The sequence below is a fragment of the Natronorubrum sediminis genome, assembly GCF_900108095.1.
Taxonomy (GTDB): domain Archaea; phylum Halobacteriota; class Halobacteria; order Halobacteriales; family Natrialbaceae; genus Natronorubrum; species Natronorubrum sediminis.
Genome location: NZ_FNWL01000002.1, coordinates 872,826 through 899,419 on the forward strand (window position 1 = coordinate 872,826; position 26,594 = coordinate 899,419).

The following is a 26,594-nucleotide window of genomic DNA, read 5'->3' on the forward strand; positions in this document are numbered from 1 at the left end:
CCGCGACAATCGCGTTTGGCACAGTATGGCACAGTCAGGCGTGTGAGACTTCCCCATTCGGAACCGAGGCGAACGTATGAGACTCGCTCACATCACGTTCTTCGAAGACTTCGGCACTCGATCCCTCGCCATTCACGCGGTCATGGTGCTCGCCTTCGTGAACGCGGTGCTCGCAGCGCTGGTCGTCGGCGGACAGGTCGGCCTCGTCTCGTTCGTCGCCTTGTTCAACTTCACCGCAGGGCTGTGGGTCGCTCACTCAGTTCACTCGCTGGGTAACGTCTCGAGCGACAGCGAGTACAGCGGCGTGTTGAACGAACTACTGGGCAGTACCAGTGATTCTGACGCCGATATCGACACCGTTGGGGAAGCCGATACCGAAACCGATGCGTCCGGTCTCGATACCGGCCGCTTCGGTCGACTGCTCGCGCTTATCGCCGCCGTCACGGCAGTCTCGCTGCTGACCTCGGCACAGGTTCTCCCTGGGTCGGTACTCCCACTCGCCGTCGTCGCCATCGGTGCAATCGCCGTCGTGACAGCGATCACCGGGTTCCTGATCGCCCTCGGGGCGTCCTACGACGAGTCGGAAGCCTACTGGGCTGACGAGGTCGACCGCCATCAGCGTGCAGACCTCGAGGAGCAGCGGTAGAGACGACCCGTTCGGACGGCGATACTGTCCCCATCCGTGATTTTGTCAGACTGCACCGCTGTACACGACAGGTGCCTCGTGACCGCTGAGAGTCCTCCCGAGTAGCGTCTTCCGTTGATAAGCTGTGATAATAGACAGCGCGAACGGGGCACAAACTGTGGTTCGACCGACGAACGCCAGCGATAGAGTGCAGGCTGTTAGCACTCGACCGCCTCGACCCACTCCGTCGCGGGTTCGCCGTCGGGGATCCCGAGGAAGGTAACGTGTGCGAGCGCGCCCTCCTCGCTGTCCGCCTTGTGGACGTGACCGGGGTCGATCCACGCGTCGCCCGCCGAGTACGTCCGCGAGACGCAGTCGTCCTCCATCGTGTGCTCGATCTCGCCCTCGATCATTCGGACGATCGACATCCCTGGGTGGCGGTGCCACCCGGACTCCGCGTCTTCCTCCCACGTCGCCTCGGCGAGGATGACGGTCGAGGCGTCCTCGAGGTCGACGACGATCGGTTCGTCGACGTCGTCGTAGGTCACCTCGAACGCCGCGGCCACGCTATCGGCGAACGACGCGTGTTCCTGGATGATCTCGACCTCGAAACCATCAGGTTCGTCTACCTCGGCCGCTTCATCGTTCTCGTCGTCGTCCACGTCGTGCTCGTCCCCGGCCGTTGTCCCGCTCAGAGCGACCGCCCCCGCCGCGACCGCGCTGGCTTTGAGAACTGTTCTCCGCAGGATTCCTCCTTTTGGAGTGAGTTTTGTAGTCATGATCCCTCGTACCCCTGCCTGTTCAGAGGCGACCCTATATACGTTAACATAGCACATATAGGTGTCATCCTTCGACCATTACTGACTGTCAGAGAGGACAGCGCGTCGTGGATGGTCGTCGATCAGTCCGCGATTTCACTGACGGTTGATACGCTGGCTTGGGTGTGGAACGAACAACAGCCCCGTTCAGCGTGTCTCCGTCGTATCCAGCACGTCGATCTCGAGGACCATTAGTGAAGGTCTACTGAAGGCACCCGTTGATTCCGAAGTGCTGTCGGCACACGGTTTCTGACCGGAACAAAGACGGTGTCTGTGTGTGTCGAGGCACGTATGGCACGAACCGTCGATGAACGTCGAAACGAAATCAGGGTCGCGGTAGGTCGGTTTGAACGAGAGCGATCGGCACCGTTCACGAAAGAGGACCTAGCCGCAGTTTGTGATGCGGTTGGGTACGAGATTGAGACGAGCGGGCGTCTGCCTCCGAAAGCAGAAATGAGGGCGGGGATCCTGTGGAAAATCGGTCTCGTAGCGAAAGTGAATCCAGAGGAAGCCCCGTCATCGTTCCGAAAAGACGAGTTGGATGCGATCGTCGCAGCTGTTCAGTAGGTGTTGAAGGCGGGGGACAGCGGGTGATTCCGGAGATACTGACGTCGACCTCTATTTGCACGACCCCCACCGAACAGTGCTCGAGCGACTCTGATCACCGTCGAACCTGGACGTACCCTGCTCAGTCGACCAGATTCTCGAGTTTCCCCTTTGCCTCGTCGACGGCCGTCTCGAATCGCTCTTCGATCTCCTCGACGGAGCGTTCGACGAGACGGACGCGCTCTCTGGGTACCCGGCGAACGACATCGTTACCGTCCGAATCCGTGCCGTAGGCGAACAGCCAGTGGCCCTGGAAGTAGGCGATGTGATCGTTGTCGACGGTGGCTCGCTCGAGGTCGCCGGTCGCCGTCTCGTAGACGATAGTGGCCTTCCCTAGCTCGAGGTCGGATTCCGTGTCGGTGTCGATATCGACCATGCCCGGGAGATCCATAGTCGGCGGTGTAGGGTTGGGGCCGGCAGGTGCAACTGTCGCTACCGCCAGCCGCCGTTGCTAAATACCCGTCGGCGAAAGCACGACTATGCAGACGCGGCTGTGCGGAGACGGCTGGACGCACGAGGATGGAATTTCGGTTCGCGGCCGGGCGTTCGCCGAGGAGTCACTACTCGAGGGCGAGGCGTTGGCGAGACAGTTCCACGACGCAGTCGGGCGTGCGGAATCAGCGGATCCCCTCGAGTCCGTGTCCGAGGATATCGCGGACGCAGCAGCGACGCTCGAAGGGTTCTACGCCGCCGTCGTGAGGACGCCAGACGTGACGATACTCGTTGCAGACGGTGCCAGATCGATTCCGCTGTACTACGACGCGGCAGGAACGATCGTCTCCGATCGCGGAGGCGTCGTCCGCGATGCGATCGAGGCCGAACGCGACCCGGTCACCGAGAACGAGTTCCTCGTGACGCGCTACGTCACCGGTTCGGAGACGATCTGGCAGTCGGTGTTCGCGACCCAACCCGGCGAGGTCGTCGGGCTCGAGGACGGGGACGTCACGAGACGAACGTACCGCGAGTACTGGCCGACGGAACCGGCTGACGCCGCCAGGGCCGAAGATCCGGAGTCGCGACTCGAGACCGCACTCGAGACGGCCCTCGACAGACTCGAACGCGTCGCTGGCGACCGACCGGTCGTCCTCCCCCTGTCGGGAGGCTACGACTCGCGGCTGCTGGCCTCGTCGCTCGTCGCCCGCGACAGAGAGGTGATCGGATTCACGTTCGGTCGGTCGGGCCATCCGGACGTCGAAGTGAGCCGGGAGGTCGCCTCGCGATTGGGGATTCAGTGGGAGTTCCTCCCCTACGACGAGGCCACGTGGCGCGAGTGGTACCACGCCTCGAGTGGCGTTCGCTACCGCGAGCGCGCGTTCGGCGGCGACGCCCTCCCGTTTCTCGCCGAGTGGCCGGCCCTCCGGCAACTGCTCGAGCGCGGGCGCATTCCCCAGGATGCGCTGTACTGTCCCGGCCACACCGTCGCGACGCCGAGCGAGCGCCTCCCCGTCTTCGAGGGAGAGCAGCGTCGCGGACGAACCGGACGCAGCGGCGGGTGTGTTTCGGCGACCGGCGGACCCGACGGTGAGTCCGAATCCGAGTTAGGGCCCGATTCCGAACCGGAATCCCGTATCGAAGCCTCGCTCGAGGCGCTCACTGAGTACGTTCTCGAGACCCACTACAGCCTCTGGGAGTGGGACGACGACGCGTTTCGGGAGGCCGCGCTCGAGCGGATTCGACGGGGAGTACTCGGCGGTCGACGACCCGAACAGCTCACCGACCCCGCGAGTCTGGCCGCGGGGTACGAACGCTGGGAGTGGCGCGGGCGGATGTCGACGTTCACGAACGGCGACCTTCGAGCCTACGAGGACGCCGGCGTGGACTGGTGGCTTCCGCTGTGGGATCCGGTATACGTCCGCGCGTGGGAGCAGGTGCCACTCGAGCGTCGCCGCGAGAAGGGGGCACACGTGTCGCTCGCGGCCGAAACGTATCGAAACGCCACCGACGTTTCCGAACGGCGTGCGAGAGAGACTGATCGGTCGCTTTCCCCATTCGATCGCTGCCTCTCGTTGCTCAGACACACGCCCGTGCGTCAGTTCAGTGAACGTGACGGTGACTGGCTCCCGCCGTTTCTCGCCCCCCGGTCGGCGTGGAACGACCCGACCCGCCATCCCCTCGCCTGGTACGGGGCAATCGACGACGAGGTACTCGAGCGGGTGCCCGACTCTCGAGGGTTCTACGCCCTCCGGACGGCGGCAGAAACCGGCCGGTTGAACCTCTCGGAGCCGACTGAATCGATACCCGAGAACGGACGGGTAGAGATGTCGACGGAGTGAATGGTTTCGACCGAGAAGCGCGGCCCTTACGTACCACCGGATGAGATTACCCGGTAATGAGACGACGAACGGTTCTCTCGACAGGAGCGGCTCTCGCCACCGCAGGCCTCGCTGGTTGTTCGGTAACTGACATGGGATCCGACGACGACGTGTTCACCGTCGGAACGTACACGTCCTTCGTCGACGCGCCGAGTGACAGTCCCGGCGAGTGGATCAAAGACGAGTTCGAATCACGCCACGACGTCGAATTCGAGTGGCACACGCCAGATCAGGAACTCACGTACTACGTCGAACGCCACAACGACGGCAGCGAAGTCGAACCGGAACTCTACCTCGGGGTTCGCCCGCAGAACCTCGTGCAGGCCGACGAGCAACTCGAGGGAGACCTCTTCACGAGTACGGACGAGAGCGTCCTCTCGAACGCCGAGGATATCGACGACGAGTTCTACTTCGATCCGGAGGATCGAGCGATTCCGACGTTTCACAGCCACTGCGGCATCGTCTACGACGGCCGCAACGTCTCGGAACCCGAGACGTTCGACGACTTGCTTTCGAGTGAGTACGAGGGCGATCTCGCGATGTCGAACCCAAACAGTTCGACGACCGGACTCCTGTTCTTCCTCTGGACCGTCGATCACTTCGGTGAGGATGGCTACCTCGAGTACTGGAACGACCTGATGGACAACGATGCGCGGGTCTTAGACGAGTGGGGCGAGGTCTACACGCAGTTCGAAGAAGAGGAGATCCCCGTCGTCGTGTCCTACACCGACGACCGCGTCTACGCGAGCCGGGACGGAAACGACCTCGAGAAACACCAGGTCGCGACGCTCCACGATCAGGGCTACGCGAACATGGCCGGAATGGCCCGCTTCGCGGACGGGACGGACGACGACCTCGCACACGAGTTCATGGACTTCATCCTCGAGCCAGAGGTCCAGTCCGTCATCGCTGAACGAAACGTTACCGGGCCCGTCAACGAGGAGACCGAACTCCCCGAAGAGATCGAGGAGTACATGATCGAACCCGAGGAGGTCGTCTTCTTCGATTACGACGAACTCGAGGGCAACCTCTCGACGTGGCTCGACGAGTGGGAACGCGAGGTCGCGGGTGGGTTCTGACGTGCCAGCACGAACCCCGTATCGCCGTCGATACCGGGGTCACTCCCGTTGGCTGCGCGCGTCGCGTCCGAGTTCGCCTTCGACGGCGTCGATCTTGTCGTCGGTGCTCAACTCCGTGTCTCGTTTCTCCTCGACCTGGACGAGCGTCTGGATCTCGGCCGTCTCGACGGCTTCGTGGGCCGACGCACAGGCTGCGAAGAGTTCGCGAACGTCGTCGCCCTCGAGAATCGTCGCCATCGGTGTCGTCTCGTACTCGACGTCGTGGTCCTCGAGTGCGTCGATCGCCGCGGCGACGTCCGCGGTGATGTCGTCTTCCGTTACTGGCGTCACGCGAAGCAATGCGAATACCGACATGGCTCTGCGTTCACACGAGCGCCGGATAGCCGTTGGGTTCGCGGAATCCGATTGTGACCGACGACGTCCGATCTGGCTTCGTACCTCTCTCGCGACGACCCCCCGCGTAACGGCGGGCGCGAGCAACGCGCCTAATTCGCCCACCAACCACGCATGAGCGACGAACGCCCCGTCTCGAGCCGGATCAGTGATCGCCTCGAGCGTCGAGCGATCGCCGTCTTCGGCGTCGGGACGGCCCTGTTGTTGCTGGTGTTGTTCTACTACCCGGTTGCGACCGTTTTCGTCGAGTCCATCGTCGTCGAAGGGGCACTCACGCTTTCCGTCTTCGCCGACCTCCTGCGCGACCCGTTTTACTTCGGTGATCTCGCTCGCCTGTTCGCCTTCGAGTCGCCGATCGAGGTCGGCCGGGACCTCCTCTCGAGCGACCGGCGGTTCGGAATCGTCGGCTTCACGGCCTATCAGGCGTTTCTCTCGACGCTCCTCAGCGTCGCACTCGGATTGCCCGCGGCGTACGTCCTCGCGCGCTACGAGTTCCGCGGCCGCCGACTGCTTCGCTCGCTCACGATCCTTCCCTTCGTGATCCCCTCGATCATGGTCGCGATCGGCTTCGTCGCGACGTTCGGGCAGAATGGAACGCTCAACGGCGTCCTCGACATCTTTGGCCTCGGCCCGGTCGACCTCATGTTCTCGCTCGAGGCGATTGTGATCGCCCACGCCTTCTACAACGCGCCCCTCGTCGCGCGGGTGACGACGGCGGCCTGGGAGTCCGTCGACGCGAGCGCGATCGAGACCGCGCGCAGCCTCGGCGCGAGTCCGACGCGGGCGTTCCGAGATATCGTCGCACCGCAGCTGTATCCCGCCATCCTGATGGGGGCTGCACTCACGTTCGTCTTTACGTTCGGCACGTTCCCAATCGTCCTCGCACTGGGCGGGTTCCAACTCGCGACGGTCGAGGTGTTCGTCTACCAGCTGATTCAGGACCTGAACTACGCCGAGGCGGCCGCGCTGGCGATCGTCGAACTCGCCATCTCGCTGGGGATCCTCTACGCCTACCTTCGCTACGAGGCGAATCACGTCGTTCGCTCGCGGGGCATTCGCCCCCTTCCGCGACGCCCCCTCGCGCCGCCGACGATCACTCCCCGCGAAATCCTGCCGCGACTCGGAATCGGCGTCTACGCCGTCGTCGCGCTGGTCGTCTTCGTCTTCCCGATCGCGAGCATGATCTACACGAGCGTGAACGGGCCCAACGGATTCACGCTCGAGAACTACCGATTCCTCCTCGAGCGTCAGGCGACGGGCGCGGCGTTTCAGGTTCAACCCGGAGAGGCGATCGTGAACTCGCTGCTCTTCGCCGCGGGCGCGCTTGCACTCGCGGTGCCGATGGGCGTCGTCATCTCCGTCCTGACGACGCGTCGCTATCGCGGGCGAAAACTCGTCGACGCGCTCCTCATGGCACCGCTCGCGGTCTCGGGGGTCATCGTTGGAATCGGTCTGCTTCGCGGGCCCGTCTTCGGAATCGAGATCGGGAGCATTCGGCTCACGGTCGCCGGCTCGCTCGCCATCGTTGCCGCCCACGCCGTGGCGTGTTATCCCTTCGTCGTCCGGACGGTCGCACCCGGCCTCGAGTCGATCGACCGGTCGTTGATCGAGTCTGCGCGGGCTCTCGGCGCGTCCCGGACGCGAGCGCTGCTCGACATCGAACTTCCCCTCGTCTGGCCGGGGATCGTCGCGGGTGCGGCGTTCGCCGTCGCCATCTCGATGGGCGAGTTCTCCTCGACGGTCGTCCTCGCGACGGGGACCGACCAGTACACCATGCCAGTCGCGATCGAACGGTTCATCGGCCGTCGGCTCGGACCGGCAACCGCTATGGGTGTCGTCTTGCTCGTCGTCACGAGCGTGAGTTTCGTCGTCATCGACCGACTCGCAGGTGATCACGTTGGCCTCTGAAGAATCTCGTTTCGAGGATCAGTGCACTGCGAGGGCGAGCGACCAGCCGCGTCCCTCCGCGGACGCACCGATCGCGCTGGAACTCGAGGGCGTGTCCAAACGCTACGGCGAGACGACGGCCGTCGACGACGTGTCACTCGCCGTTCGCGAGGGCGAGTTCTTCACGCTCGTCGGACCCTCGGGCTGTGGCAAGACGACAACACTTCGATCGATCGCCGGCTTCGAGACGCTCTCGGGCGGGACGATCCGCTTTGGCGGAACGGACGTAACCGGCGTGCCACCCGAAGGTCGCGACGTCGGCGTCGTCTTCCAGAACTACGCGCTGTTCCCGCACATGACCGTCGCCGAAAACATCGCGTACGGGCTCAAATTCGCAGACCCGCCAGGGGGCGTCTCCGACGACCAGCGAGTGACGGAGCTTCTCGAGTTGATCGACCTCGAGGGAATGGGCGACCGAGAGCCGGACCAACTCTCCGGTGGCCAACAACAGCGGGTGGCGATCGCTCGCGCGTTAGCTCCCGGTCCCGACGTCCTCTTGCTCGACGAGCCGATGAGCGCGCTCGACGCACGACTGCGCGAACGCCTCCGGTTGCAGGTCAAGGAGATCCAGTCGGAACTCGGGATTACGACGATCTACGTGACCCACGATCAGGAGGAAGCGCTCGCAATCTCCGATCGGGTCGCCGTGATGAATGCTGGCGCACCCGAACAGGTCGCGACCCCTCGCGAGATCTACCGTCGGCCCGAAACGCGCTTCGTCGCCGAATTCATCGGTGACAACAACGTCTTCGAGGGAGCCGTCCGCTCACTCGAGGGCGAACGGGCGACGCTCGAGGTCGGTGCCGAGACGCTCGCGATCGATCTCGAGTGCGAAGTCGAGACCGGAGACACGATCACGTTCTGTGTCCGTCCAGAAAACCTGCAGGTCGGGGCTGGACGAGGAGCCTCGAGCGGGGAAAACGCGACGACGGCGAGCGTCGAGAGCGCGGAGTTCCTCGGCGAGACGACGCGGGTGCACCTCGAGTGGCCCGGCCAGGAACTGCTCGTCCGGACTCCGGATCCGCTCTCCGGAGACGTCGTCGTCGGGTTCGCCCCCGAGGACGCCCACGTCGTCGCGGTCGATCGAACCGCGTCGTCGTGAGACGCTGTGGTGGCCACTGCGGGCAGGAACGCACGGCGGAGTTGTTACTGGGCGAGATACCCGCCGTCGATAACGAGTTCCGAACCAGTCATGAAACTCGATTCGTCGCTCGCGGCGAACAACACGGCGTTGGCGACCTCACGTGGCTCTGCCATGCGCCCCATCGGTGTCGCCTCGATGACTTCCTCGTTGATCGCATCGTCTTGGGCTTGCATGAGCGGCGTATCGATCGGCCCCGGGTGAAGCGAATTCACGCGGATGTCGTCGTCGACGTACGTGATCGCTGCGTTTTTGGACATGTTGCGAACCGCGCCTTTCGTCGCCTGGTAGGCGGCCGTCCCTTCGGCACCGACGTTCCCCCAAATCGAGGAACTGTTGATGATCGATCCGCCGCCGCTTTCGCGCATGAGCGGGACGCTATATTTCATGCCGAGCATCACGCCGGTCTGGTTGACGCTGACGTCTCGCTCCCACGTCTCTACATCGATCTCCGTGATCGAGTCGTAGGAGATGATACCCGCGTTGTTGAACAACACGTCCAACTCTCCGTACTCGTCGTCGATGTGGGTGATTGCGTCCTCCCAGTCGTCCTGACTGCTCACGTCCAACTCGACGTAGTCTACCTCACCCTCCTCGTACGAATCGGGTTCTTCGATGTCGCCGACGACGACTACTGCGCCTTCTTCCAGAAAGCGTTCTGCGGTCGCGCGACCGATGCCGTTCGCTCCGCCAGTAATTAGCGAAACCGATCCCTCGAGTCTTCCCTGCTGTTGCTCGGACATAAGACGTCTACTGCCTCCATCGGTTGCGCCGAGTAAATGAGCGTGCCCTGCTCTTGCATCATACTTATCGCCCCATCGCGTCGTCCCTATTCCCTCACAGGCCTCGTGGACGGAAGGAACCTCGAGGCCCAAAACAACCCTGTAGGCGACAGGAGGCCTCAAAGCCCAAAACACCCTGTAGCCGAAGGAGACCCCCCGAAGCCGGAAGAACCCGTTTTGCAGCGGTTACTCCTCGGCGATCCGACTGCCACCCGGCGGCATGAAGTGTTGAATCCGATCCGGACTCGCAATTTTGCGGACGAACGATTCGTCTTCGAATCGCTCGCGGAACTGTCGGTACACCCGCTTGGCCGCGTCGGCCTGGGCGTAGCGACCCGGCTCGAGTGAAATCGTGGTCGCCGCTTGGTCTTCGATCGCCGACGACGGGCCGCCGATGACGCGGGTGTAGGGCTCACACTGGATGCCGACGGCGACGTCGACTGGCGTGTCGTCGTAGTAGGTTCGATCGCCGCGGATCGCGAAGCCGCCCTTTTCCAGATACTCGCCGCTCTCGGGCGTCTTGGTGACTTGATCGGAGTCGACGGCGTACACGTCGCCCGCATAGCGGCCGTCCTTCCAGACCGACGCGTAGGAGACGGCGAACTGGGCAGCCTCCTCGAGGCTCGAGTCGGGAAGTTCGATATCCGAGGAGGACGCTTCGCTCGGATCCGTCGCCTTGAGAACGGTGACCGGTCCGCCGTGGGCCTGCGTGTGGAACACCGTGTCGCCGGGCTCTAAGTACTTCTTCACCAGTTCCTCGTTCTGGTCTGCGTTTCGGCCGCCGATAACGAGGTAGCCGTCGCTGGTGTGGAACCAGCGGAACCGATCGTACCAGGGCTCGTTCTCACGGATCGGAACGGAAGGCATCGAGAGCCACTCTCGATCCTCACGCTCTTCCTCGTCCGTCTCCTCGGTTTCGTCCTCGCCGTCGTCCGCCTCCCAGCGCTCGCGGCGGGCTTTCGCGTCCTCGAGATCCTCACGAGTGTCTTCGATGGCGGCCAGCGCGCCCTCCTTTTTCTCCTCGACGCGCTTGGCTTCGGTGTAGAGGCGGTCTGCGTTTTGCTCGACGCCCCGGCCCGACTCGAGATCGACGTACTCGCCGTCGACCTCGATCGTTACCGTGCCCTCGCTGCCGTCGACGTCGACGACCGCTTGTGCGGCGTCGATCCCGCGCTCGGCACCCTCCTCGAAGCGGGATTCGATCTCGTCCCACGGGCGATCCTGCGAGCGGGCGTCCTGAATTGTCGAGAGGATGTCGTCGATCAGTCCGTACTCGGCGTACAGCGATTCGGCCTGCTCGCGGAGCGCGTCGGCTTCCTGCTCGAAGCCGTCGATTGCCCCTTGCTGTTGGTCGATAATCCGTTCGTACTTGGCGATCTCCTCCTCGAAATCCGGACGCTGATCGGTCGGGTCCGGTTCCTGCTCGTCGGCGAGTTCGAGCCGGAAGAAGTAGTCGTCGAGGGCGGCGAGGAAGGAATCGTAGGGCTCGGCGGCCAGTTCGACGTGTTCCTCGAGCGGGAACGGCGTGGCGTCGACGACGCGATCCGGACTCGCGTCGGTAGCGTCGTCTCCGTCGCCGTCTCCACCTTCGGAGTCACCATCTTGCTCGTCTCCCCCCTCGTCCGCGAAGTACATGCGCGGCTCGAAGTTGCTATTTCGGAGGTCCAGTGCGAGTCGCTCGATCGCCTCGTAGAGGCGGTCGTAGTCGTCCTCGTCGGCGTCGTCGATGTCCATCCCTTTCTCGATGCCTGCACGGGTGCAGACCTCTTCGGCGTAGAGTCCGCCGAAGTTCAGTTGCGTCGCAAGGGTTCGAACGACGTCCGTATCCGACTCCTCCATCTCGCGGTCGAACGCCTCTCGAGGAACGGTGAGCGGGTTCGTCCTGCTGTCGGGGAACTCGTAGCGCGAGCCTGGAACCACCGTCCGGGACTTGAGTCGCACGGTCTCGAGACAGTCGATCACCTCGTACTCGCCATCGGTGACGGCGACGTTCCCCTGTCCGAACAGTTCGACGATGATACGCGTCGTCCCGTCCTCGCGCTCGAAGACGAACTCGAGGATGCGGTCGAATTCGAACTGTTCGACGCCGGCGAAGTCGGCCCCCGAGAGCCGATTTCGGAGCATCATCGCGAACTGGGGTGGTCGGCCCGGGGCGTCTGGCACCCGTTCGGGGGCGACTGTATGCGCGCGCTTGATCTCGCCGACTTCGATGATGAGTTCGATGCGCCCGCGATCGAAGTCCCGCATCTTGAGGCGAAGCAGGTCGTCGCCGTAGAGATAGGCCTTGTCGACCTTCGCTCCCTCGTAGGTTCCGAACTCTCCGACGAGGGCGGCGAGGTCGACGCTGGTAAGCTCCCGCTTTGGATCCATACCTATACCCTGCCCCGCGCGGTCAAAAAGACGTGTCGCTCCACCGTGGCGAGCGGGGCTCGCAGTCGGAAAGGCTAATCCCCGCCGGACACCTTGCTGATGGTATGAGCGTGACGACCGACGATGGAACCAGACGAGCGAGGACACCGACACCGTCTGGGACCCACCACATCGGAGGGCAGGTGCCATGAGTCAGTCGGCCGATCGACCGTGGGATCGCGTCTCCAAGTTTCCGACGTTCGTCGACCACTTAGAGGACGAGGGAGCCTTTTCGGTCCGCGAGATCGTCGACCAACTCGAGGTCGACGTGCCCCTCGACGGCATCGTCTATCACGACCGCGGGATTCGTGCGCCGGGGTACGACGCGACGTTCGTCCACGAACCGAATCGAAGCCGACCGGCGTTCAGCGTCGAAGTCAACACGATCGGGCCGCGAAACACCTGGGGTGTCTTCGACGCCCAGCTCGCGTGGGACCTCTACCTCTTACAGACCGACGGCGTCTCCGCGCTCGCGTGGGTGAGCGACGAGGAGTACAAGACCGAGGAGGCGACACACTTCCAGACGAAACAAGACGCCCTCGCGGCCGGCAGATTCTCGTTCGGCGTCTTCTGTTACGCCGGCAGCGACTGGGAGGAACGCGTCGATCGAATCCAGCGAACCGACGCCCCAGCGTACCTCAAACGCGACGACGGCACACCGATCATCCCCCAGACCGCCTCGGAGTTTTACGACTACATCGGCTCGACTGCGACCGAGTTGCGCCAGAACGGCGGCGGCGCACCACCGTACCTCGGAATGCTCGAGCTCGAGGTCTCGATCGACTGACCGAACAGCCTCTTAGAGATCCCAGCCCTCGAGCGTGTACGCCATCTCCCAAAATCGGTACTCGAGTTTGGCGCTCGTCAGGAACGCCTCCCGCATGGTGTCGTGTTCGCCGGGATACGCCTCGCCGCAGTGGTCGACGAACTCCCGACACCACGCGGTCGCCTCGCGAAACTCCTCGCTCGTGTACAGTTCGATGAACGGGGTATAGCGGTGTTCTTCAGTCGCGAGGTCGGCCATATGGTCGCCAACGTCGAGGTAGCCCTGCATGCACGGATACAGCGCCGCTGCGATCTCAGCGATCGAGCCCTCGTAGGCCGTTCGGACGAGAAAACTCGTGTACGCGACGCAGGTCGGCGCTTTCTCGACGGCCTCGAGTTCGTCCTGAGAAATCCCGTAGTCGGCGGCGAACTCGCGATGGAGGTCCATTTCGTCCTCGAGCACCTCGTGAGCCACCCCGAGGAGGTGCGTCATCGTCTCCTCGTCAGTGGCTTTCGCGCCAGCGATCGAGAACAGCCGCGCGTAATCGAGCAGGTACCGATAATCCTGTCTCACCCAGTGTTTGAACGCCGATTCCTCGAGCGTCCCCGCCGCGAGTTCCCGAACGAAGGGATGGTCTTTCTGTGCGTCCCAGATGTGTGTCCCGTCCTCGAGAAGCTGCTCGCTGAATCCCATCTCGCGTGTGTATAGCCCCGGACCGATATTATAACTAACTAGTATAATTGAGTGTTGGCTCGCGTGGGGACGAAGGCGTCGACGTTACCAGTAGATAGTAGCCCGATTTCGGTATTCAGAATCGAACCCGAAACCGAATCGGGGCAATTCGGTCACTCCATGTGCACACGTACCTTTTTCTCGTCGGGTTCGCTCGCGTTGCTCGCTCACCGCTCCTCCAAAAATCTACGCTAAAAAGGCCGCCTTCGCGGACTGCGTCCGCTTCGGCGGTAAACCACTCGCTTCGCTCGTGGATACTCGCGGTGGTAACTACACTGCCTGTACTTCCCGCGAGTTTTACGAATTACTCTGAATAAAGAAATTGTTGTGGGTGCAAAACGCACGCCACAACGGGTCCCTCGGTGGGGCGAACGGTTCGAGAAGTTGGGCGTGCGAACAGGCAACTCAGTGTCTCATCAGTGAGAGCATCGCCACTATCGAAGGCGTAGAGCGGTGAGGAACGGGACTGGCGCGCGTTCGACTAGCGCAAGTTACGCGAGCGCTTCGCCGAGTGCGTCGAGTGCAGCGTCGCGGACCGAATCGCGTTCGCCGGGGAGGAATTCAACGTGGCCGTCCTGACCGCCGATGACGGAAACGCCCGCATCGGGTGCGACGGATTCGATCGCTTCGCCGAGTTCGCGGACGTCGATCGTCTCAGTCGTCCGGACGTGTAGTTCGTCGTCGCCGAGACCGAGCGTAACGAACGGCGAGTCGGCGCGGTCGCGCTCTTGACGGTGGAGTTCGTCGAGGAGCAAGACCGTCGTCGGGAAGTTATAGCGGTGCGTGAACGCGTCCGTATCGAGCAGCGTGATCGTCACGCCGTTTTGCCCGCGAACCGTGAGGTTCTCCTGGGCCGTCTCGAGTTCGGTCTCGAGTTTCGCACGGAACTGCTCGGAGACGTGTGCTGCGAGGTCGCCGTCGCCAGGTGCGTCGCCAACCCCACCGTCTTCGAATAGCAAGTCGATTACGAGTTCGCGCTTGTCCTTATAGGACTGGTAGAACGCCTCGAGCGAGACGGCTTCGCGGCGTTCGGAGATGCCGGTTTCGTCGTAGCCGGCCTCGCTCGCGAGGTCGGTGTACACGTCGGGGGTCTCCTCCCAGTAACTGACGGCAGGGAGGTGCTCGAGGTCGTCGCGAACGTCGTCGTTAACGTGTGCCGCGACGTTTGCGGCGAGTGCGCTCGAGGTGAGGTCATCGACGGAGACGCCGGCGAGCGACGGCGTGACGGCCGTCGAGACGGCGTCGGTGATCTCCGCGTCGGCACGACTGTCGTCGACGACGATCGTCTCCGCGTCGTACAGCGAGAGCATATCGTAGCCGTCGACGGATTCCGCGGTCGAGCCAGCGTCGACCAAGACGACGAGCGGCAGTTGCTCGTCGTGGCGGTCGCGGGCTTCGAGCATGGACGTCACGTCGTCCGTGGCGGCGTTCATGTCGTAGACGCGGCCGTCGAGCGGTCGGCGTTCGAAGTAGTGATACTCGGCGTCTTCGCGAGTGTGCTTCTCGCGGATCAGCGGCAAGACGGCGCGTTCGATCGCTGCGCCTGCAACGTAGCCGTCGGCGGTCGCGCCGTGGCGAACGATGACAGGGCGCGCTTCCATGACGGCTCGGCGGATCGCCGTCGCGGCGTCGACGAGTTCGTCTTCGACGGCCTCGACGGGATCGTGTGCGGCGAGCAACGAAACCTCGGCGGGTCGCGCTTCGGATTCGATCGCCTCCTCGAGTCGCTCGCGAACCGTCTCAGATTCGTCACCCGAGAGGACCTCGAGCGTCTCGGTTTCGACCTGCAAGTCGCCGTAGTGGCGCTCGACTTCGCCCTCGAGTGCGACGGCGTCGTCGGTCGAGACGTCAGGGTACGCACGAACGCCGGCTTCTTCGAACGCGGCGCACTCGACGGTCGCCGTTTCGTCGCGGAGTTCGAAGACGGTCGGACCGCTCGTCTGGCGAACGCCGGTGATCTCGCCCTCGAGGCGGACCACGCTACCGACCTGATCGTCGATCGAATCGACGGTCGTTCGGTTCAGGGCTGGTTCGGCGTCGGCTTCCGCCTCGACTTCGGAGTCGGCGTCAGCGATGTCGTCGGTCGCTGGTGTCGATGCGGCGGCGCTTTCGGTTGCAACGGAGCCGCTTGCGTTCGAGACGGTTTCGGACGCGTCCGGTGCGCTGGTACTGTTGTCCGCTTGACTCGTCTCGTCGACAGCAGCCTGGAGATCGCCGGCTGAGGGTTTCGCGCCGCCATCGGTCGTGCTCGCATCGGAGTCGCTGGTGGATGCGGCGGTGTCGGTGTTCGATGTGTCGGCGTCGTCAGTCGATTCGGTCTGCTCGCTCTCGTCGTCTTCGGGGAGCGTCTCGGTGGATCCCGTGTCGATTAGTTTGCCGCGGAACTCTCGTTCTCGCTGGCGGATCGACCAGCCGAGGTCGACGTTGTCGTTGTCCCGAACGCTGAGGACCTGCACGTAGACGTCGTCGCCAGCCTCCCAATCGAGACTTTCGAGACGTTTGTCTAGTTCGCTTCTATGCAACAATCCGGTGACGTGATCTCCGATGTCGATGAAGACACCGAAGTCGGCGTAGCCGTCGACGGTTCCCCGGTAATACCGGCCGGGAGAGAGGTCTGCAGGGGAGTTGCCGTCAAATTCGAAGACAGCATCCTCCTCGTGACTCTCGCAGATTTCGCCGTCAACGGGTGTGCCACAGATGATACAGTTACCCATCTACTCGAACCAAGCAGTTTCGCCCTAAAACGGTTGTCGAAATGCGCTCGGATATTCGAGCGTCTGAACGAAACACGTAGACTGTATTGTACGTCCGCGTCGAACCGAGAGACGGTGTTACTCGAACACCGGCGAGTCGTCCTCGAGCGCCTCGACGTCGCGGACGATTTTGTGAACGTCTTCGGGAAAGAGCGAGACTTGCACTTCGTTTCCGTCAGCGTCTTCGAAGACGAGTTTGACGCGTTTATCGCCGAACTCTCGGGCCTCTGCGTCTTCGACCTCGAACAGTTTGACGGTCGCCGACTTGTTCGTCGGGCCGACGTTCTTGATCGATCCTTCGTTCAACTCTACCATGAACTCCTCGAGCGAGAGGGTGAGCATGGTCGTCGTACGTACTCCGGGTAAAAAACGACACGGCATCGCCATCGATGGTTCGACTCCCGTGAGGACCACGCTCGGCTACCTTTAAGTTCCACTCAACCCAACGAATGACCCGCTATGGAGCTCACCTGGTACGGCCACTCGACGTGGCACGTTACGGTCGGAGAAACGGAGCTGCTGATCGACCCGTTTTTCGACAACCCCAAGACGGATCTCGATCCGTCGGACCTCGAGACTCCCGATTACGTCCTGTTGACACACGGCCACGCAGACCACATCGCCCACGCCGGCGAGTTTGCCGAGGCGACGCTGGTCGCGACGCCCGAACTCGTTTCCTACTGTCAGGAGGAGTTCGGCTTCGAGGACGCCGTCGGCGGGATGGGGATGAACCTCGGGGGAACCGTCGAGTGTGGCGACGCGTTCGTCACGATGGTCCGTGCGGATCACACGAACGGCATCATGACCGAGAACGACGCGAGCGGCGGGATGCCCGCCGGATTCGTGATCTCGGACGCCGATCCAACAGTAGCCGACTCGGAGGCGACCACGCTGTACAACGCCGGCGACACTAGCCTCATGAGCGAGATGCGCGACGTCATCGGCGAGCACCTCGAGCCGGACGCCGCCATCGTCCCCATCGGCGATCACTTCACCATGGGGCCCACGCAGGCCGGAATCGCCGTCGACTGGCTCGACGTCGACACCGCAGTGCCACAACACTACGACACGTTCCCGCCGATCGAACAGGACCCGGCGGACTTCGAGCAGGCAGTTTCCGACGCAGGCAGCGACGCGGAGGTCGTCGTACTCGAGGGAGACGAGTCGGTCACGATCGGGAACTAGACGTATCGTTCACCCTCGAGAACCAGACTTCTCCGCTCGATCGGCGACAGCGGTTTGCCCGCGAACCGCTCTTCGTTCTGCGTCGTTCAGCACCGACGTGAGTGATCGTCGAATCAGTCGTGCAGGTCGATTTCGAGCCGACCATTGCTCTCGGAAACGTGTTGCGACGCGTGAACAACGTTTACACGGCTCGCTGTCGACCCACCGAATGGGATGGCAAAACAAGTCACGACAGTATCAGACGACGGATTCGCCGCGACGAACGAAGTACGCGATTTCGAGGCGACGATCGACCCGAACGGTGAGGAGTCACCGGACACGCTCGAGACGCTGCTCTCTGCGTACGGAACCTGCTACGTTCCTGCACTCCGAGTCGGTGGCCAACAACGCGGCGTCGACGACCTCGGTCGGATCGAAATTGAGACGACGGGTGACCTCAACGACGACGACAAACTCGAGTCGATTTCCTTCGACATCAGCGTCGAAGCCTCGATCGACGACGAGACGGGATCGGAGATTATCGAGCGCGCGAACGAACTGTGTAAAGTTCACGATGCGTTGAAATCGGACCTTCACGCAGAGACGAGTATCCGAGGCGACGCCGCCTGAGGAACGAGGACGCATCAGACTTCTCCTGTCCGGCGAGTGGAATAAACGAACCCAAGCCACATATTGCACGGCTTCCAGAGAACACGTATGTCACGGGGACGGGTGCTGTTGATCGTGTCGGTGGGGGCACTCGTTGTCCTTTCGGGGTGTCTCGGTGGATTCGGGGCCGGGAACGAGAGCGACGAGACCGAACCGGAACTCGAGGGCGAACTCGAGATTCACCACATCGACGTCGGACAGGCTGATGCGACGCTGCTGGAAACGCCGGCGAACGAGACGATTTTGATCGACACGGGTGACTGGCGACAGGACGGCGACGGCGTTATCGAGTACCTCGACGAAGAGAATATCGACCGAATCGACCACCTCGTCGCCACACACGCACACGCCGACCACATCGGTGGCCACGCGGCCGTGATCGAACACGTCGAAGAACACGGCGACGGCGTCGGCGCAGCCTACGACTCGGGCGTCGTCCACTCGAGTGCGACCTACGACGACTACCTCGACGCGATCGAAGCGTACGACGTGCAGCTATTCGAGGTCTCCGAGGGCCACACACTGGGACTCGAGGGTGAGGCGCTCGAAGCGACCGTGTTGAACCCGCCCGAGGAATCAAGCGGCGACGACCTTCACTACAACAGCATCGCGCTCCACATTGAATTCGACGAGTTCGGGTATCTGACGACCGGCGACGCCGAAGACGACGCCGAAGAACGCATGGTCGACGAGCACGGCGACTCGCTCGACGTCGACGCGTATCAGGCCGGCCATCACGGCTCCTCGACGTCCTCGACGGAGCCGTTCCTCGATGAGGTCGAACCGGACGTCGCGGTCGTCTCGAGCGACCTCGAGTCGCAGTACGGCCACCCACACGACGAGGTGCTCGAGAGCTTCGCCGATCGCGGTATCGAGACGTACTGGACCGGCGTCCACGGCGATGTCGTCGTCTCGAGTGAGGGCGACGACGCCTCGCTCTCGACGAGCGCCGAGCACAACGAGTCGACGGATCCTGCGGCCCTTCTCGATCTCAAACACGATGCAGTCGATAGTTCGGACTCCTTACAGCCGATATCCTCGATATTGGATCGGTCGACGGCTATCGAATCGGACCAGCCGTCGGCTGTCGAGTCGAGCCCACTAGTTGATAGGGCAGTCGCGCCTACCATCGCACCATGACCGACGTCGATCTCGCAGTCGTGGATCGAATCGTCGACGGAACGACAGCCGTACTCCTCCTCGAGGCAGACGAAACCGTCGTCGACGAGTACACGCTCGAGTGCGCTCGGCTTCCCGAAGACGGACGCCACGAGGGTGCCGTCTTCGACGTCGAACTCGCGGACGCGGATGATGCGCTGGGAGAGTTACGGTATCGCCCGGAACTCGAGGAGCAACGTAAAGAGACGGCACAAGAGCGATTCGATCGGCTCTCAGACCGACTGCCAGACGAGTGAGGACACTGGCTCTCACCGTCGCTAACGGATGGTGACTGTCGAAAGGGGTAGGGGTGGGACGGAAGTGGTGAAACGAAGCGGTTGTCGAATTCCCCAGTGGTGGAGTGGGGTCTTGGGTTGGGTGCGTTGGGATGCGTTCACGACGACGAGATGCCGTTTTTGAAGACGGGACGTCGTCGGCACTTACGAATACTGGGGTCGTAGTAAAAGCGCTACTGCCAAAGCATGTTGGAACTCACGCCAGTCGAACACTCTCGTGGGCTGAACCCTGTTCGATGCGGGCGATGATGAGCAGGTTCAAGACGATTCTCGAGTCACGGGCAGGTATGAGACGATCATTCGACGGAGTGGAACCACAGATTGCCGACTCGGCGTACGTCGACGAGGCGGCAGTCGTCATCGGGAACGTCGTTGTCGAGGAGGACGCGAGCGTCTGGCCAAACACGACGCTTCGGGGCGATCACGGACGGATCGTCGTCGGCGAAGGGGCGAACGTACAGGACAACGCCGTTCTCCACGAAGACGCCGAACTCGAGGCCTACTCGACGGTCGGCCACAGCGCAATCGTCCACGACGCGACCGTCGGCGAACGCGCGTTGGTCGGCATGAACGCGGTCGTCCTGGACGGCGCACACGTCGGCGAAGGTGCCGTCGTCGCCGCAGGCAGCGTCGTCACTGAGGGCACTGAAATCCCACCGAAGACGCTCGTCGCCGGTTCCCCAGCAGAGACAAAGACCGAAATCGACGATCCGCACCTCGAGGCGACGGCCGACCGATACGTCGAACTCTCACGTCGATACGCCGAGACGTCACAGCGACTCGAGTAACGGCTCCACGCCGCCCCACGCGAGGGTCATCTGACGTCGCAATTACCCGGCGATGGCACGTTACGAGTGATGAAAACCCTGATACAGTTACCCGTCTAATCGGATCCCATGAGTGACACCTCGTGGACGGATCAGATCGTCGGCGCGCGCATGACCGTCGATCAGGAGTTCTCCTCGCGGATCGCAGACTCTCGCTTTAGCAACCAACAGTGGAGTCTGATCATGACCGCGACGGAGTTCGAAATCGAACAGCCAACAGATCCCGAGAACGCCCGAATCGTCGCCAACACGGAGAACGTCGAGCAGATCATCCCCGAACTCGAGAACATTCCGACGGGGATGGGTGCGATGGGCGGCGGCCCCGGCGGTCAGCAAGGAGGCTCCTCGAGTGGTGGCATTCTCGACTCGATTGTCGGTGCACTCGGCCTCGGCGGCGATGGCGACGACAACTCACACGCCGAACAGGAGCGAGCGGCCGAATCGCTCACACAGGAGTACGCCGAGCAGTTACAGGCCGAACTCGAGTCGAAGGGACGCTGGGACACGGTACGACAGGCCGCGGCGTCCGAGCAGTGACGCGAGTCACCGTGAGTTGGTGATCTCGTCTGTTGTGATTCGTCTGAGAGACGTGCGGAACTCACCGGCGAGAACGCGTGAACACGGGCGTCGCCGTCGCAAGCCACAGCATCTTTAGGGACGCTTGCCGACGATAGGGGTATGTCCGACGATATCGAGACGACGACGTTCGAAATCAGCGCCGACGACAGTACCGACGACGTGACTATTCCGTCCGGACTCGTCGATCTCGTCGCCGAAGGCGACCAGTCTGACGCCGAAACCGTCGGCGACGTGATGCTCCTCTCCTTCGCCAGTCGCGCCCATCACATCGTCCACCACGGTGAGGGCGCAGACGAGGAACTCGAGGCCCAGGAGCAGCGTATCATGGACCTCTTCGAGGAGCGATTCGGCGTGACCTACGGCGAAGCGACGGGTCACCAGCACTGAATTAGCGTTCGATCGCAGCTACGTGACGTACTCGAAAGCACTTTTCACTCGGTTTTGACTAGAACAGCCAAGCGCCCACTCAGTTGAGTGGCCCTCGCTACTGGACGATGATACTCGTCAGTATGTTCGCCTGCGCCACCACTCCGAATTCGAACCTGAAGAATCAACGGCGACGAGTTAGCCGAGAGATTCGGCGGGCGCAGGGTCGTCTGCCGTGTCGGGCGATTCTGGTTCCGCTGGTGGATCGATAGGTGGGACGTCTTCAGGCGGTCCGTCGTCGGTCGGTACATCATCCGGTGGTCCGTCGTCTGGTCCGTCGTCATCCGGCACGTCGTCATCCGGCACGTCGTCATCCGGCACATCGATCGGCGGACCGTCATCATCCGGTTCCTCGCCCGGCACGCCATCCGGCGGCACTTCCTCCGGTGGACCGACCTCGTCTTCTGGCACCTCGTCCGGAAGCTCCTCATCCGGTACCTCATCTTCCTCAGGCACCCCCTCGTCAGTGTCGTCGATCGCTTCGATCGTCACCGACGCTTCGTCGTCTTCGGTGGCCACCGCGTGCGTCGACTCGCCTTCGGGGAGCGTCGATTGGAACGCGACCGTCTCCGACGCGCCTTCCTCGAGTTCGAGTGGCTGCTCGTCGATCGTGTCACCGTCGACGCTGTAGGTCACCGTCTGGCTGCCGGCATCGTCGCCGACGTTCTCGATGGTCGCACTCACGTCGATAGTCTCTCCGGGCTCACCGGTTTCGGGTGCCTCGAGCGAACTCACGGCGAACTCGGCTTCGCCGGGTTCGTCGACCACGACCGTCGTGGCGTCCGTGTCGTCCTCGCTCGCGACAGACGCGGTGTACTCGCCAGCCTCGAGATCGGCCGTCTCGGCCGTGAGGGTCACTTCTTCGCCGTCCTCTGGCTCGAGTGAGAGGTCGGTTTCGTCGACCAGGTCGCCCTCGAGCGCCAGTTCGATGTTCTGGGTGTCCTCGGCGTCGCCGACGTTCTCGACGGTGGCAGTAACCTCGAGTGGCTCACCCGGTTCGACAGGGTCGTTCGTGTCGACGATCTCCACACCGAATTCGGCTTCGCCGGGTTCCTCGACCGTTATCGTCGTCTCGTCGGCGTCGTCGTCGCTCGAAACCGTCACAGCGTACTCACCGGCTTCGAGATCGTCGGTCTCGGCCGAAAGCGTCACCTCCTCACCCTCCTCTGGCTCGAGTTCGAGGTCGGTCGCGTCGACGGGTTCGTCCTCGAGTGCCAGTTCGATCTCCTGTTCACCCGCATCGTCGCCCACGTTTTCGATCGCGGCGTCGATCTCGAGTGGCTCACCCGGTTCGACGGGATCGTTCGTGTCGACGATCTCCACGTCGAACTCGGCTTCCTCGGGGTCATCGGGTGCAATCTCGCCCGCTGGATCCGTCGCGGCGGGCTCGACTGCGTCCTCGTCGTAGTCGTAGATGCTCATGTCGACGCCCCAGACGAGTCGCTCGTCGTCGTCTTCGGGCGTCCACTCGACCGTGAACGTCTCCGTTCCGGGCTCGAGTTCGCTTGGCGGTTCGTCGTCGGTCGTTCCCTCGAGGAACTCGCTGCCGACGATGAGTTCGCCGTCGTTTGGATTCTCGTAGCCGAACGTCACCGCGATACTGTCGTCGTTCGCTTCGGTGTCTTCGACGGTGAGGTCTGGCAGATCGGGTCGGACCTCTTCGACGCACTCGCTCGCGTCGGGGTTCGGGTGGTTGATCTCGCCCGGCACCGCATCTGGCGAGGAGAAGCCCGTAATCGCCGCGCCGAAGTCACCTTCGGGGACCGTCACGGTCGCACCGTCTGCCGTCTCCTCGACGGTGAACTCGTCGCCGGTTTCGTAGGTGATCGTGCCCTCGAGCGGTTCTTCGGTGTCCTCGCCGACCGTGATCGCGTACTCGCCGAGCGTGTTTCCAATGCCACTCGACTCGTAGAACGAGGTCGCGACGATAATCGTATCGCCGTCCTCGAACGAGCCGGTCACCTCGGCTTGCGTGCAGTCGACGAACGTCGCCTCGAACGGCTCCGTGTCGTCGTCGACGGTGTACTCGACCGTTTCGGACGCGAGGACGCCGTCGTCAGTTTCGTTATCGTCTGTCTCGTCGTCAGCCGTCTCCGTTTCCGTATCCGTCTCGAGGTCGGTGTCCGCAGCCTCTTCGTCATCGTCTGCACCGTCGGCCGCCTCGAGAGCGACCTCGAGCGTGGCGTCCTCCTCGAGCGGTGGCTCGAGGTCGATCGATTCTGGACCGACGGAGTCGTTCGCCTCGAACGCCTCGCTTTCACCCAGTTGCTCGCCGTCGTCGTCGCTCACGGTGAGTGCGAACGGAACGTCGGCGCTCGCTTCGTCGACCACGAGCGAGTCACCCTCGCCCGTCTGGTCGCTCACCTCGAGAGTCGCCTCGGGGTCGGGGTCGGGTGGCTCATCCTCGAGTTCGTACTCGATCGAGTCGGTGGCGAGTTCCTCGCCCTCGTCGTCGACGACGGCCACGTCGACGATGGTGTCGTTCTCGATCGGTGGCTCGAGCGCGAGCGCGAAGTCGGTCTGCGTGTCGTTCGCGTCGAAGCGTTCGCTCTCGACCTGTTCGTCGTCGTACTCGGCCGTGACGGCGAAGTCCGTGTCAGCGCCTGCCTCGTCGACGACGAGCGTCTCGCCGTCACCCGTCTGATCGCTCACCTCGAGAACGGCCTCGGGATCCGGATCGTCGACCTCCTCGACCGTCACGAGTGCCGTGTCGAGCACCGGCGCGCCGTTCGGCGTCACGTACGGTTCGTCCTCCACGCCGTCAGACGCCGCGTACTCGAACGAGCCGTCGTCGGTGGTATCGTGGTGAGCCACCGCGACGAGCGTCTGGTCGTCCTCGAGTGGCTCCTCGAGGTCGATTTCGACGTCCGCGTGCTCGCCGGACTCGAGGAACTCCGAGACGCCGAGGACGGCGTCCGGATCGGCCACCGAATCGCCGGCGTAGATCGCGACGAAGCCGCCTTCGGAGAGTTCGACGCTGTCGACGACGACGCGTTCGCCGTCCTCGCGCTCTTGATCGGCGAAGGTGATCGATGCCTCGCCCTCGAGTTCGTCGATCACTTCGATTCGTTGCTCGAGTTCGATCTCGACGTACTGGGCGAGTTCGACGCCGTCGTCGATTCCTTCGGCGATGGCGTATGCGGTCGCGTCGCTCGCCGTGTCCTGCGTGAGCACCTGCAGTTGCGTGATGCTGATCTGTTGGTACTGGACGACCTTCGCAGTCTCCTGGCAGGCGCTGCTCGCGGCGATCTGTAGCTGTTCGACGGTCGCCTCCTGGTGTTGGACCAGAACGCCGCTCGCGCTGCCGGTCGCGAGTTTCTGGACCTGCGTGACGTCGACGACCTGTTGTTGGACGACCGCGCCCTCGCCCGCACCGAACGCCGCGGCCTGAATCTGCTCGACTTCGACGACTTGCTCCTGTATCGCGCCTTCGATCGACCCTTCGGCGGCACCGACCGCAGCATACTGCAACTGCGAAATCGACACCTCCTGTTGCTGGACGAGGACGCCGCCCGCAGCCCCGTCAGCCGCGGCCTGGACCTGCTCGACGGTCGCCTCCTGACTCTGGGAGATCGATCCCTTCGCCCCACCGAAGGAGGCTTCCTGAATCTGCGTGATCGAGACCCGCTGGACCTGCTCGACGCTCACCGTCTGCACCTGCTTCAACGCGCCCGCGCTCGCGCCATGGGCCGCGGATTGGGTCTGCTCGACGCTCACCTCCTGTTGCTGGACGAGTGCGCCCTTCGCGCCGCCCGTCGCGGCCTTCTGGACTTGCTTGATGTCCACGCGTTGTTCTTGCTCGACGTCGATCCGCTGATCCTGCTCGAGCGCCGTTTCGGTCGAGCCGTCGAGCGCACCCGCCGACGCCCCCGCCGCGGCGTGTTGGACGTGCTCGAGCGTGACCTGCTGGCGCTGTTCGGCCGTGAGCTGTTGATGTTGCTCGAGGACGCCATAAGAGGCACCCTGTGCGGCTTCCTGTATCTTGGGCTTCTCGTCAATTTCCTTCTCGCCGGCCTCGGCGGCGGCACCGGCAGCGCCGCCGAAGGTCGCGACCTGAATCTGTTCGACGGCAACACGCTGTTCTTGTGCGAGCGCGCCGTGTGTCGCACCCCACGTCGCCGCCTGCATCTGGCTCGCCTCGACCGTCTGGTGTTGGGCGAGCGCGCCGTCGGTCGACCCGCCGACGGCAGCCTGAATCTGCTCGACGTCGACCCGCTGTTCTTGCATTAGCGAGCCGTGAACCGCACCTTTCGCCGCCTCCTGGACCTGTTCGGCCTCGGCGTCTTGATGTTGGGCCGCCGACTCGCTCGCCGCCTCGAGTGCGGCGTCTCGCTGTTCTTGACTCACCTCGACGCCCTGCGATTGGGCCAGTTCGACGCCTTCGTCGATGCCGTCCTCGACGGCGTCATCGTCGGCGTCGGTGTCGATGTCGTCCCCATCATCGGCGTCGTCTCCATCGTCCGTCTCAGCTCCATCGTCAGTGTCGTCCGTCTCGTCGACACCGTCGATTTCGACGGGGTCGTCTGTGTCGTCCTGTGCGAACGATGTCGGTGTCGCCGTCAGGTCACCGGCGTCAGCGTCGATCGCTCCAGCATCCGAACTGTCGGCGGCTTCACCGTCTGCAAACGGCGACACACTGCCGCTGATGACGGGCATCGCCAGCACGCTCGTCACCATCAAAAACGCGACGACGAGCACCGCCCCTGCCACACCTCGCTCACCAGTCATGGCTCGAGTCTCCCCGCTGTCCCGCTCGCGAACCCAGCGCCCGTCGGCTCCGGCTGTCGCGGCTGTCGCTCCCGATGCGCCCCATCGAACCCGTGATCGTCTCTCATTGTCACACTCTACCCTGGTTCTCTGACAGCGTGGCGAACGCGTGCTTAAGCTACCCCGGTCGTTTCAGTTAGGTGGCTGGCACAATCGCCCATTACGGCCCCCGAGACAGCCGAAATCACTCGAAAAAGCACATCCGAGGGAGACTGATAACAGTCGTCGAGGGGCTCGTGACAGTACTCCCACCAGACACGTGTCGACGGGAATTGGTGTCTTTCAAGTGGCTATTCGACCACCTGGATCGGACTCGAGACGACAGAATTTCACCGATCACACATC

The 26,594-nt window shown here is 63.1% G+C and carries 23 protein-coding genes; 14 read left to right on the top strand and 9 right to left on the bottom strand.

Translation table 11 applies throughout. The annotated features are described in order from the left end of the window. Positions 1-76: 76 nt before the first annotated feature. Positions 77-646 (top strand): hypothetical protein, encoded by a 570-nt coding sequence (locus BLW62_RS11520; protein ID WP_090507180.1) that lies wholly within the window; start codon positions 77-79, stop codon positions 644-646. A gap of 197 nt (positions 647-843) precedes the next feature. Here BLW62_RS11520 and BLW62_RS11525 read toward each other — a convergent pair whose 3' ends face one another. Beyond that, on the bottom strand, positions 844-1,404 hold the full coding sequence (locus tag BLW62_RS11525; protein ID WP_090507181.1) for a cupin domain-containing protein: 561 nt from the start codon (positions 1,402-1,404) through the stop codon (positions 844-846). A 330-nt stretch (positions 1,405-1,734) separates the two neighbouring features. Between BLW62_RS11525 and BLW62_RS11530 the strand changes: the two genes are divergently transcribed. Further along, positions 1,735-2,010, top strand: coding sequence for a hypothetical protein (locus BLW62_RS11530; RefSeq protein WP_090507182.1), 276 nt, complete (start codon positions 1,735-1,737; stop codon positions 2,008-2,010). 121 nt (positions 2,011-2,131) lie between these two features. Here the strand turns inward: BLW62_RS11530 and BLW62_RS11535 are convergent, their stop codons facing one another. Beyond that, the gene (locus tag BLW62_RS11535; protein ID WP_076580793.1) at positions 2,132-2,425 is read right to left on the bottom strand and encodes a hypothetical protein; all 294 of its coding nucleotides are present in this window, start codon (positions 2,423-2,425) and stop codon (positions 2,132-2,134) included. 103 nt (positions 2,426-2,528) lie between these two features. On the opposite strand from BLW62_RS11535, the gene BLW62_RS11540 reads away from it, so the two are divergent. Then, positions 2,529-4,322: an asparagine synthase-related protein gene (locus tag BLW62_RS11540; RefSeq protein ID WP_090507183.1), complete on the top strand. Its 1,794-nt coding sequence runs from the start codon at positions 2,529-2,531 to the stop codon at positions 4,320-4,322. A gap of 56 nt (positions 4,323-4,378) precedes the next feature. Next, entirely contained in the window at positions 4,379-5,440 is a 1,062-nt protein-coding gene (locus BLW62_RS11545) for a thiamine ABC transporter substrate-binding protein (RefSeq protein ID WP_090507184.1), read from the top strand. A gap of 39 nt (positions 5,441-5,479) precedes the next feature. Here BLW62_RS11545 and BLW62_RS11550 read toward each other — a convergent pair whose 3' ends face one another. Continuing rightward, positions 5,480-5,794 carry a thiamine-binding protein gene (locus tag BLW62_RS11550; RefSeq protein WP_076580799.1) on the bottom strand — a complete coding sequence of 105 codons (315 nt, stop codon included), beginning with the start codon at positions 5,792-5,794 and terminating at the stop codon, positions 5,480-5,482. Between the two features lie 153 nt (positions 5,795-5,947). On the opposite strand from BLW62_RS11550, the gene BLW62_RS11555 reads away from it, so the two are divergent. Beyond that, positions 5,948-7,741 carry an ABC transporter permease gene (locus BLW62_RS11555; protein WP_090507185.1) on the top strand — a complete coding sequence of 598 codons (1,794 nt, stop codon included), beginning with the start codon at positions 5,948-5,950 and terminating at the stop codon, positions 7,739-7,741. Beyond that, complete coding sequence (locus BLW62_RS11560) at positions 7,731-8,882, top strand: ABC transporter ATP-binding protein (RefSeq protein ID WP_090507585.1); 1,152 nt, start codon at positions 7,731-7,733, stop codon at positions 8,880-8,882. The genes BLW62_RS11555 and BLW62_RS11560 overlap by 11 nt, the downstream gene beginning before the upstream one ends. 44 nt (positions 8,883-8,926) lie before the next feature. Here BLW62_RS11560 and BLW62_RS11565 read toward each other — a convergent pair whose 3' ends face one another. Together BLW62_RS11565 and rqcH are read right to left on the bottom strand one after the other, a co-directional pair. Then, positions 8,927-9,664: an SDR family NAD(P)-dependent oxidoreductase gene (locus BLW62_RS11565; protein ID WP_090507186.1), complete on the bottom strand. Its 738-nt coding sequence runs from the start codon at positions 9,662-9,664 to the stop codon at positions 8,927-8,929. Between the two features lie 225 nt (positions 9,665-9,889). Then, positions 9,890-12,073 (bottom strand): ribosome rescue protein RqcH, encoded by a 2,184-nt coding sequence (rqcH, locus tag BLW62_RS11570; protein ID WP_090507187.1) that lies wholly within the window; start codon positions 12,071-12,073, stop codon positions 9,890-9,892. 187 nt (positions 12,074-12,260) lie between these two features. Here rqcH and BLW62_RS11575 point away from each other — a divergent pair, with 187 nt between their 5' ends. Then, on the top strand, positions 12,261-12,899 hold the full coding sequence (locus BLW62_RS11575) for a hypothetical protein (protein WP_076580809.1): 639 nt from the start codon (positions 12,261-12,263) through the stop codon (positions 12,897-12,899). A 12-nt stretch (positions 12,900-12,911) separates the two neighbouring features. Here the strand turns inward: BLW62_RS11575 and tenA are convergent, their stop codons facing one another. From tenA to BLW62_RS11590, 3 genes are all read right to left on the bottom strand, one after another. Continuing rightward, the gene (gene tenA / locus BLW62_RS11580) at positions 12,912-13,571 is read right to left on the bottom strand and encodes a thiaminase II (protein WP_090507188.1); all 660 of its coding nucleotides are present in this window, start codon (positions 13,569-13,571) and stop codon (positions 12,912-12,914) included. A gap of 530 nt (positions 13,572-14,101) precedes the next feature. Beyond that, positions 14,102-16,324, bottom strand: a complete 2,223-nt coding sequence (locus tag BLW62_RS11585; RefSeq protein ID WP_090507189.1) for an OB-fold nucleic acid binding domain-containing protein — start codon at positions 16,322-16,324, stop codon at positions 14,102-14,104. A 117-nt stretch (positions 16,325-16,441) separates the two neighbouring features. Beyond that, positions 16,442-16,705 (bottom strand): hypothetical protein, encoded by a 264-nt coding sequence (locus tag BLW62_RS11590; RefSeq protein WP_076580815.1) that lies wholly within the window; start codon positions 16,703-16,705, stop codon positions 16,442-16,444. Between the two features lie 117 nt (positions 16,706-16,822). Between BLW62_RS11590 and BLW62_RS11595 the strand changes: the two genes are divergently transcribed. From BLW62_RS11595 to BLW62_RS11625, 7 genes are all read left to right on the top strand, one after another. Further along, on the top strand, positions 16,823-17,548 hold the full coding sequence (locus tag BLW62_RS11595) for a metal-dependent hydrolase (RefSeq protein WP_090507190.1): 726 nt from the start codon (positions 16,823-16,825) through the stop codon (positions 17,546-17,548). 213 nt (positions 17,549-17,761) lie between these two features. Continuing rightward, on the top strand, positions 17,762-18,157 hold the full coding sequence (locus BLW62_RS11600) for an OsmC family protein (protein ID WP_090507191.1): 396 nt from the start codon (positions 17,762-17,764) through the stop codon (positions 18,155-18,157). A gap of 87 nt (positions 18,158-18,244) precedes the next feature. Then, on the top strand, positions 18,245-19,336 hold the full coding sequence (locus tag BLW62_RS11605) for a ComEC/Rec2 family competence protein (protein WP_090507192.1): 1,092 nt from the start codon (positions 18,245-18,247) through the stop codon (positions 19,334-19,336). After that, positions 19,333-19,611, top strand: a complete 279-nt coding sequence (locus BLW62_RS11610; protein WP_090507193.1) for a DUF3006 domain-containing protein — start codon at positions 19,333-19,335, stop codon at positions 19,609-19,611. The genes BLW62_RS11605 and BLW62_RS11610 overlap by 4 nt, the downstream gene beginning before the upstream one ends. 326 nt (positions 19,612-19,937) lie before the next feature. Beyond that, positions 19,938-20,438, top strand: a complete 501-nt coding sequence (locus tag BLW62_RS11615) for a gamma carbonic anhydrase family protein (protein WP_090507586.1) — start codon at positions 19,938-19,940, stop codon at positions 20,436-20,438. Positions 20,439-20,546: 108 nt separating this feature from the next. After that, positions 20,547-21,014, top strand: coding sequence for a DUF5799 family protein (locus BLW62_RS11620; RefSeq protein ID WP_090507194.1), 468 nt, complete (start codon positions 20,547-20,549; stop codon positions 21,012-21,014). 141 nt (positions 21,015-21,155) lie between these two features. Then, positions 21,156-21,443 carry a DUF7545 family protein gene (locus BLW62_RS11625; protein ID WP_076580827.1) on the top strand — a complete coding sequence of 96 codons (288 nt, stop codon included), beginning with the start codon at positions 21,156-21,158 and terminating at the stop codon, positions 21,441-21,443. Positions 21,444-21,620: 177 nt separating this feature from the next. On the opposite strand, the gene BLW62_RS11630 is transcribed toward BLW62_RS11625, so the two are convergent. Next, complete coding sequence (locus BLW62_RS11630) at positions 21,621-26,210, bottom strand: DUF7282 domain-containing protein (RefSeq protein WP_090507195.1); 4,590 nt, start codon at positions 26,208-26,210, stop codon at positions 21,621-21,623. Positions 26,211-26,594: the final 384 nt, after the last annotated feature.

Coding starts and splice junctions, on each gene's coding strand:
- BLW62_RS11520 (WP_090507180.1), top strand. CDS start 77: ATGAGACTCGCTCACATCACGTTCTTCGAAGACTTCGGCACTCGATCC.
- BLW62_RS11525 (WP_090507181.1), bottom strand. CDS start 1,404: ATGACTACAAAACTCACTCCAAAAGGAGGAATCCTGCGGAGAACAGTT.
- BLW62_RS11530 (WP_090507182.1), top strand. CDS start 1,735: ATGGCACGAACCGTCGATGAACGTCGAAACGAAATCAGGGTCGCGGTA.
- BLW62_RS11535 (WP_076580793.1), bottom strand. CDS start 2,425: ATGGTCGATATCGACACCGACACGGAATCCGACCTCGAGCTAGGGAAG.
- BLW62_RS11540 (WP_090507183.1), top strand. CDS start 2,529: ATGCAGACGCGGCTGTGCGGAGACGGCTGGACGCACGAGGATGGAATT.
- BLW62_RS11545 (WP_090507184.1), top strand. CDS start 4,379: ATGAGACGACGAACGGTTCTCTCGACAGGAGCGGCTCTCGCCACCGCA.
- BLW62_RS11550 (WP_076580799.1), bottom strand. CDS start 5,794: ATGTCGGTATTCGCATTGCTTCGCGTGACGCCAGTAACGGAAGACGAC.
- BLW62_RS11555 (WP_090507185.1), top strand. CDS start 5,948: ATGAGCGACGAACGCCCCGTCTCGAGCCGGATCAGTGATCGCCTCGAG.
- BLW62_RS11565 (WP_090507186.1), bottom strand. CDS start 9,664: ATGTCCGAGCAACAGCAGGGAAGACTCGAGGGATCGGTTTCGCTAATT.
- rqcH (WP_090507187.1), bottom strand. CDS start 12,073: ATGGATCCAAAGCGGGAGCTTACCAGCGTCGACCTCGCCGCCCTCGTC.
- BLW62_RS11575 (WP_076580809.1), top strand. CDS start 12,261: ATGAGTCAGTCGGCCGATCGACCGTGGGATCGCGTCTCCAAGTTTCCG.
- tenA (WP_090507188.1), bottom strand. CDS start 13,571: ATGGGATTCAGCGAGCAGCTTCTCGAGGACGGGACACACATCTGGGAC.
- BLW62_RS11585 (WP_090507189.1), bottom strand. CDS start 16,324: ATGGGTAACTGTATCATCTGTGGCACACCCGTTGACGGCGAAATCTGC.
- BLW62_RS11590 (WP_076580815.1), bottom strand. CDS start 16,705: ATGCTCACCCTCTCGCTCGAGGAGTTCATGGTAGAGTTGAACGAAGGA.
- BLW62_RS11595 (WP_090507190.1), top strand. CDS start 16,823: ATGGAGCTCACCTGGTACGGCCACTCGACGTGGCACGTTACGGTCGGA.
- BLW62_RS11600 (WP_090507191.1), top strand. CDS start 17,762: ATGGCAAAACAAGTCACGACAGTATCAGACGACGGATTCGCCGCGACG.
- BLW62_RS11605 (WP_090507192.1), top strand. CDS start 18,245: ATGTCACGGGGACGGGTGCTGTTGATCGTGTCGGTGGGGGCACTCGTT.
- BLW62_RS11610 (WP_090507193.1), top strand. CDS start 19,333: ATGACCGACGTCGATCTCGCAGTCGTGGATCGAATCGTCGACGGAACG.
- BLW62_RS11615 (WP_090507586.1), top strand. CDS start 19,938: ATGAGACGATCATTCGACGGAGTGGAACCACAGATTGCCGACTCGGCG.
- BLW62_RS11620 (WP_090507194.1), top strand. CDS start 20,547: ATGAGTGACACCTCGTGGACGGATCAGATCGTCGGCGCGCGCATGACC.
- BLW62_RS11625 (WP_076580827.1), top strand. CDS start 21,156: ATGTCCGACGATATCGAGACGACGACGTTCGAAATCAGCGCCGACGAC.
- BLW62_RS11630 (WP_090507195.1), bottom strand. CDS start 26,210: ATGACTGGTGAGCGAGGTGTGGCAGGGGCGGTGCTCGTCGTCGCGTTT.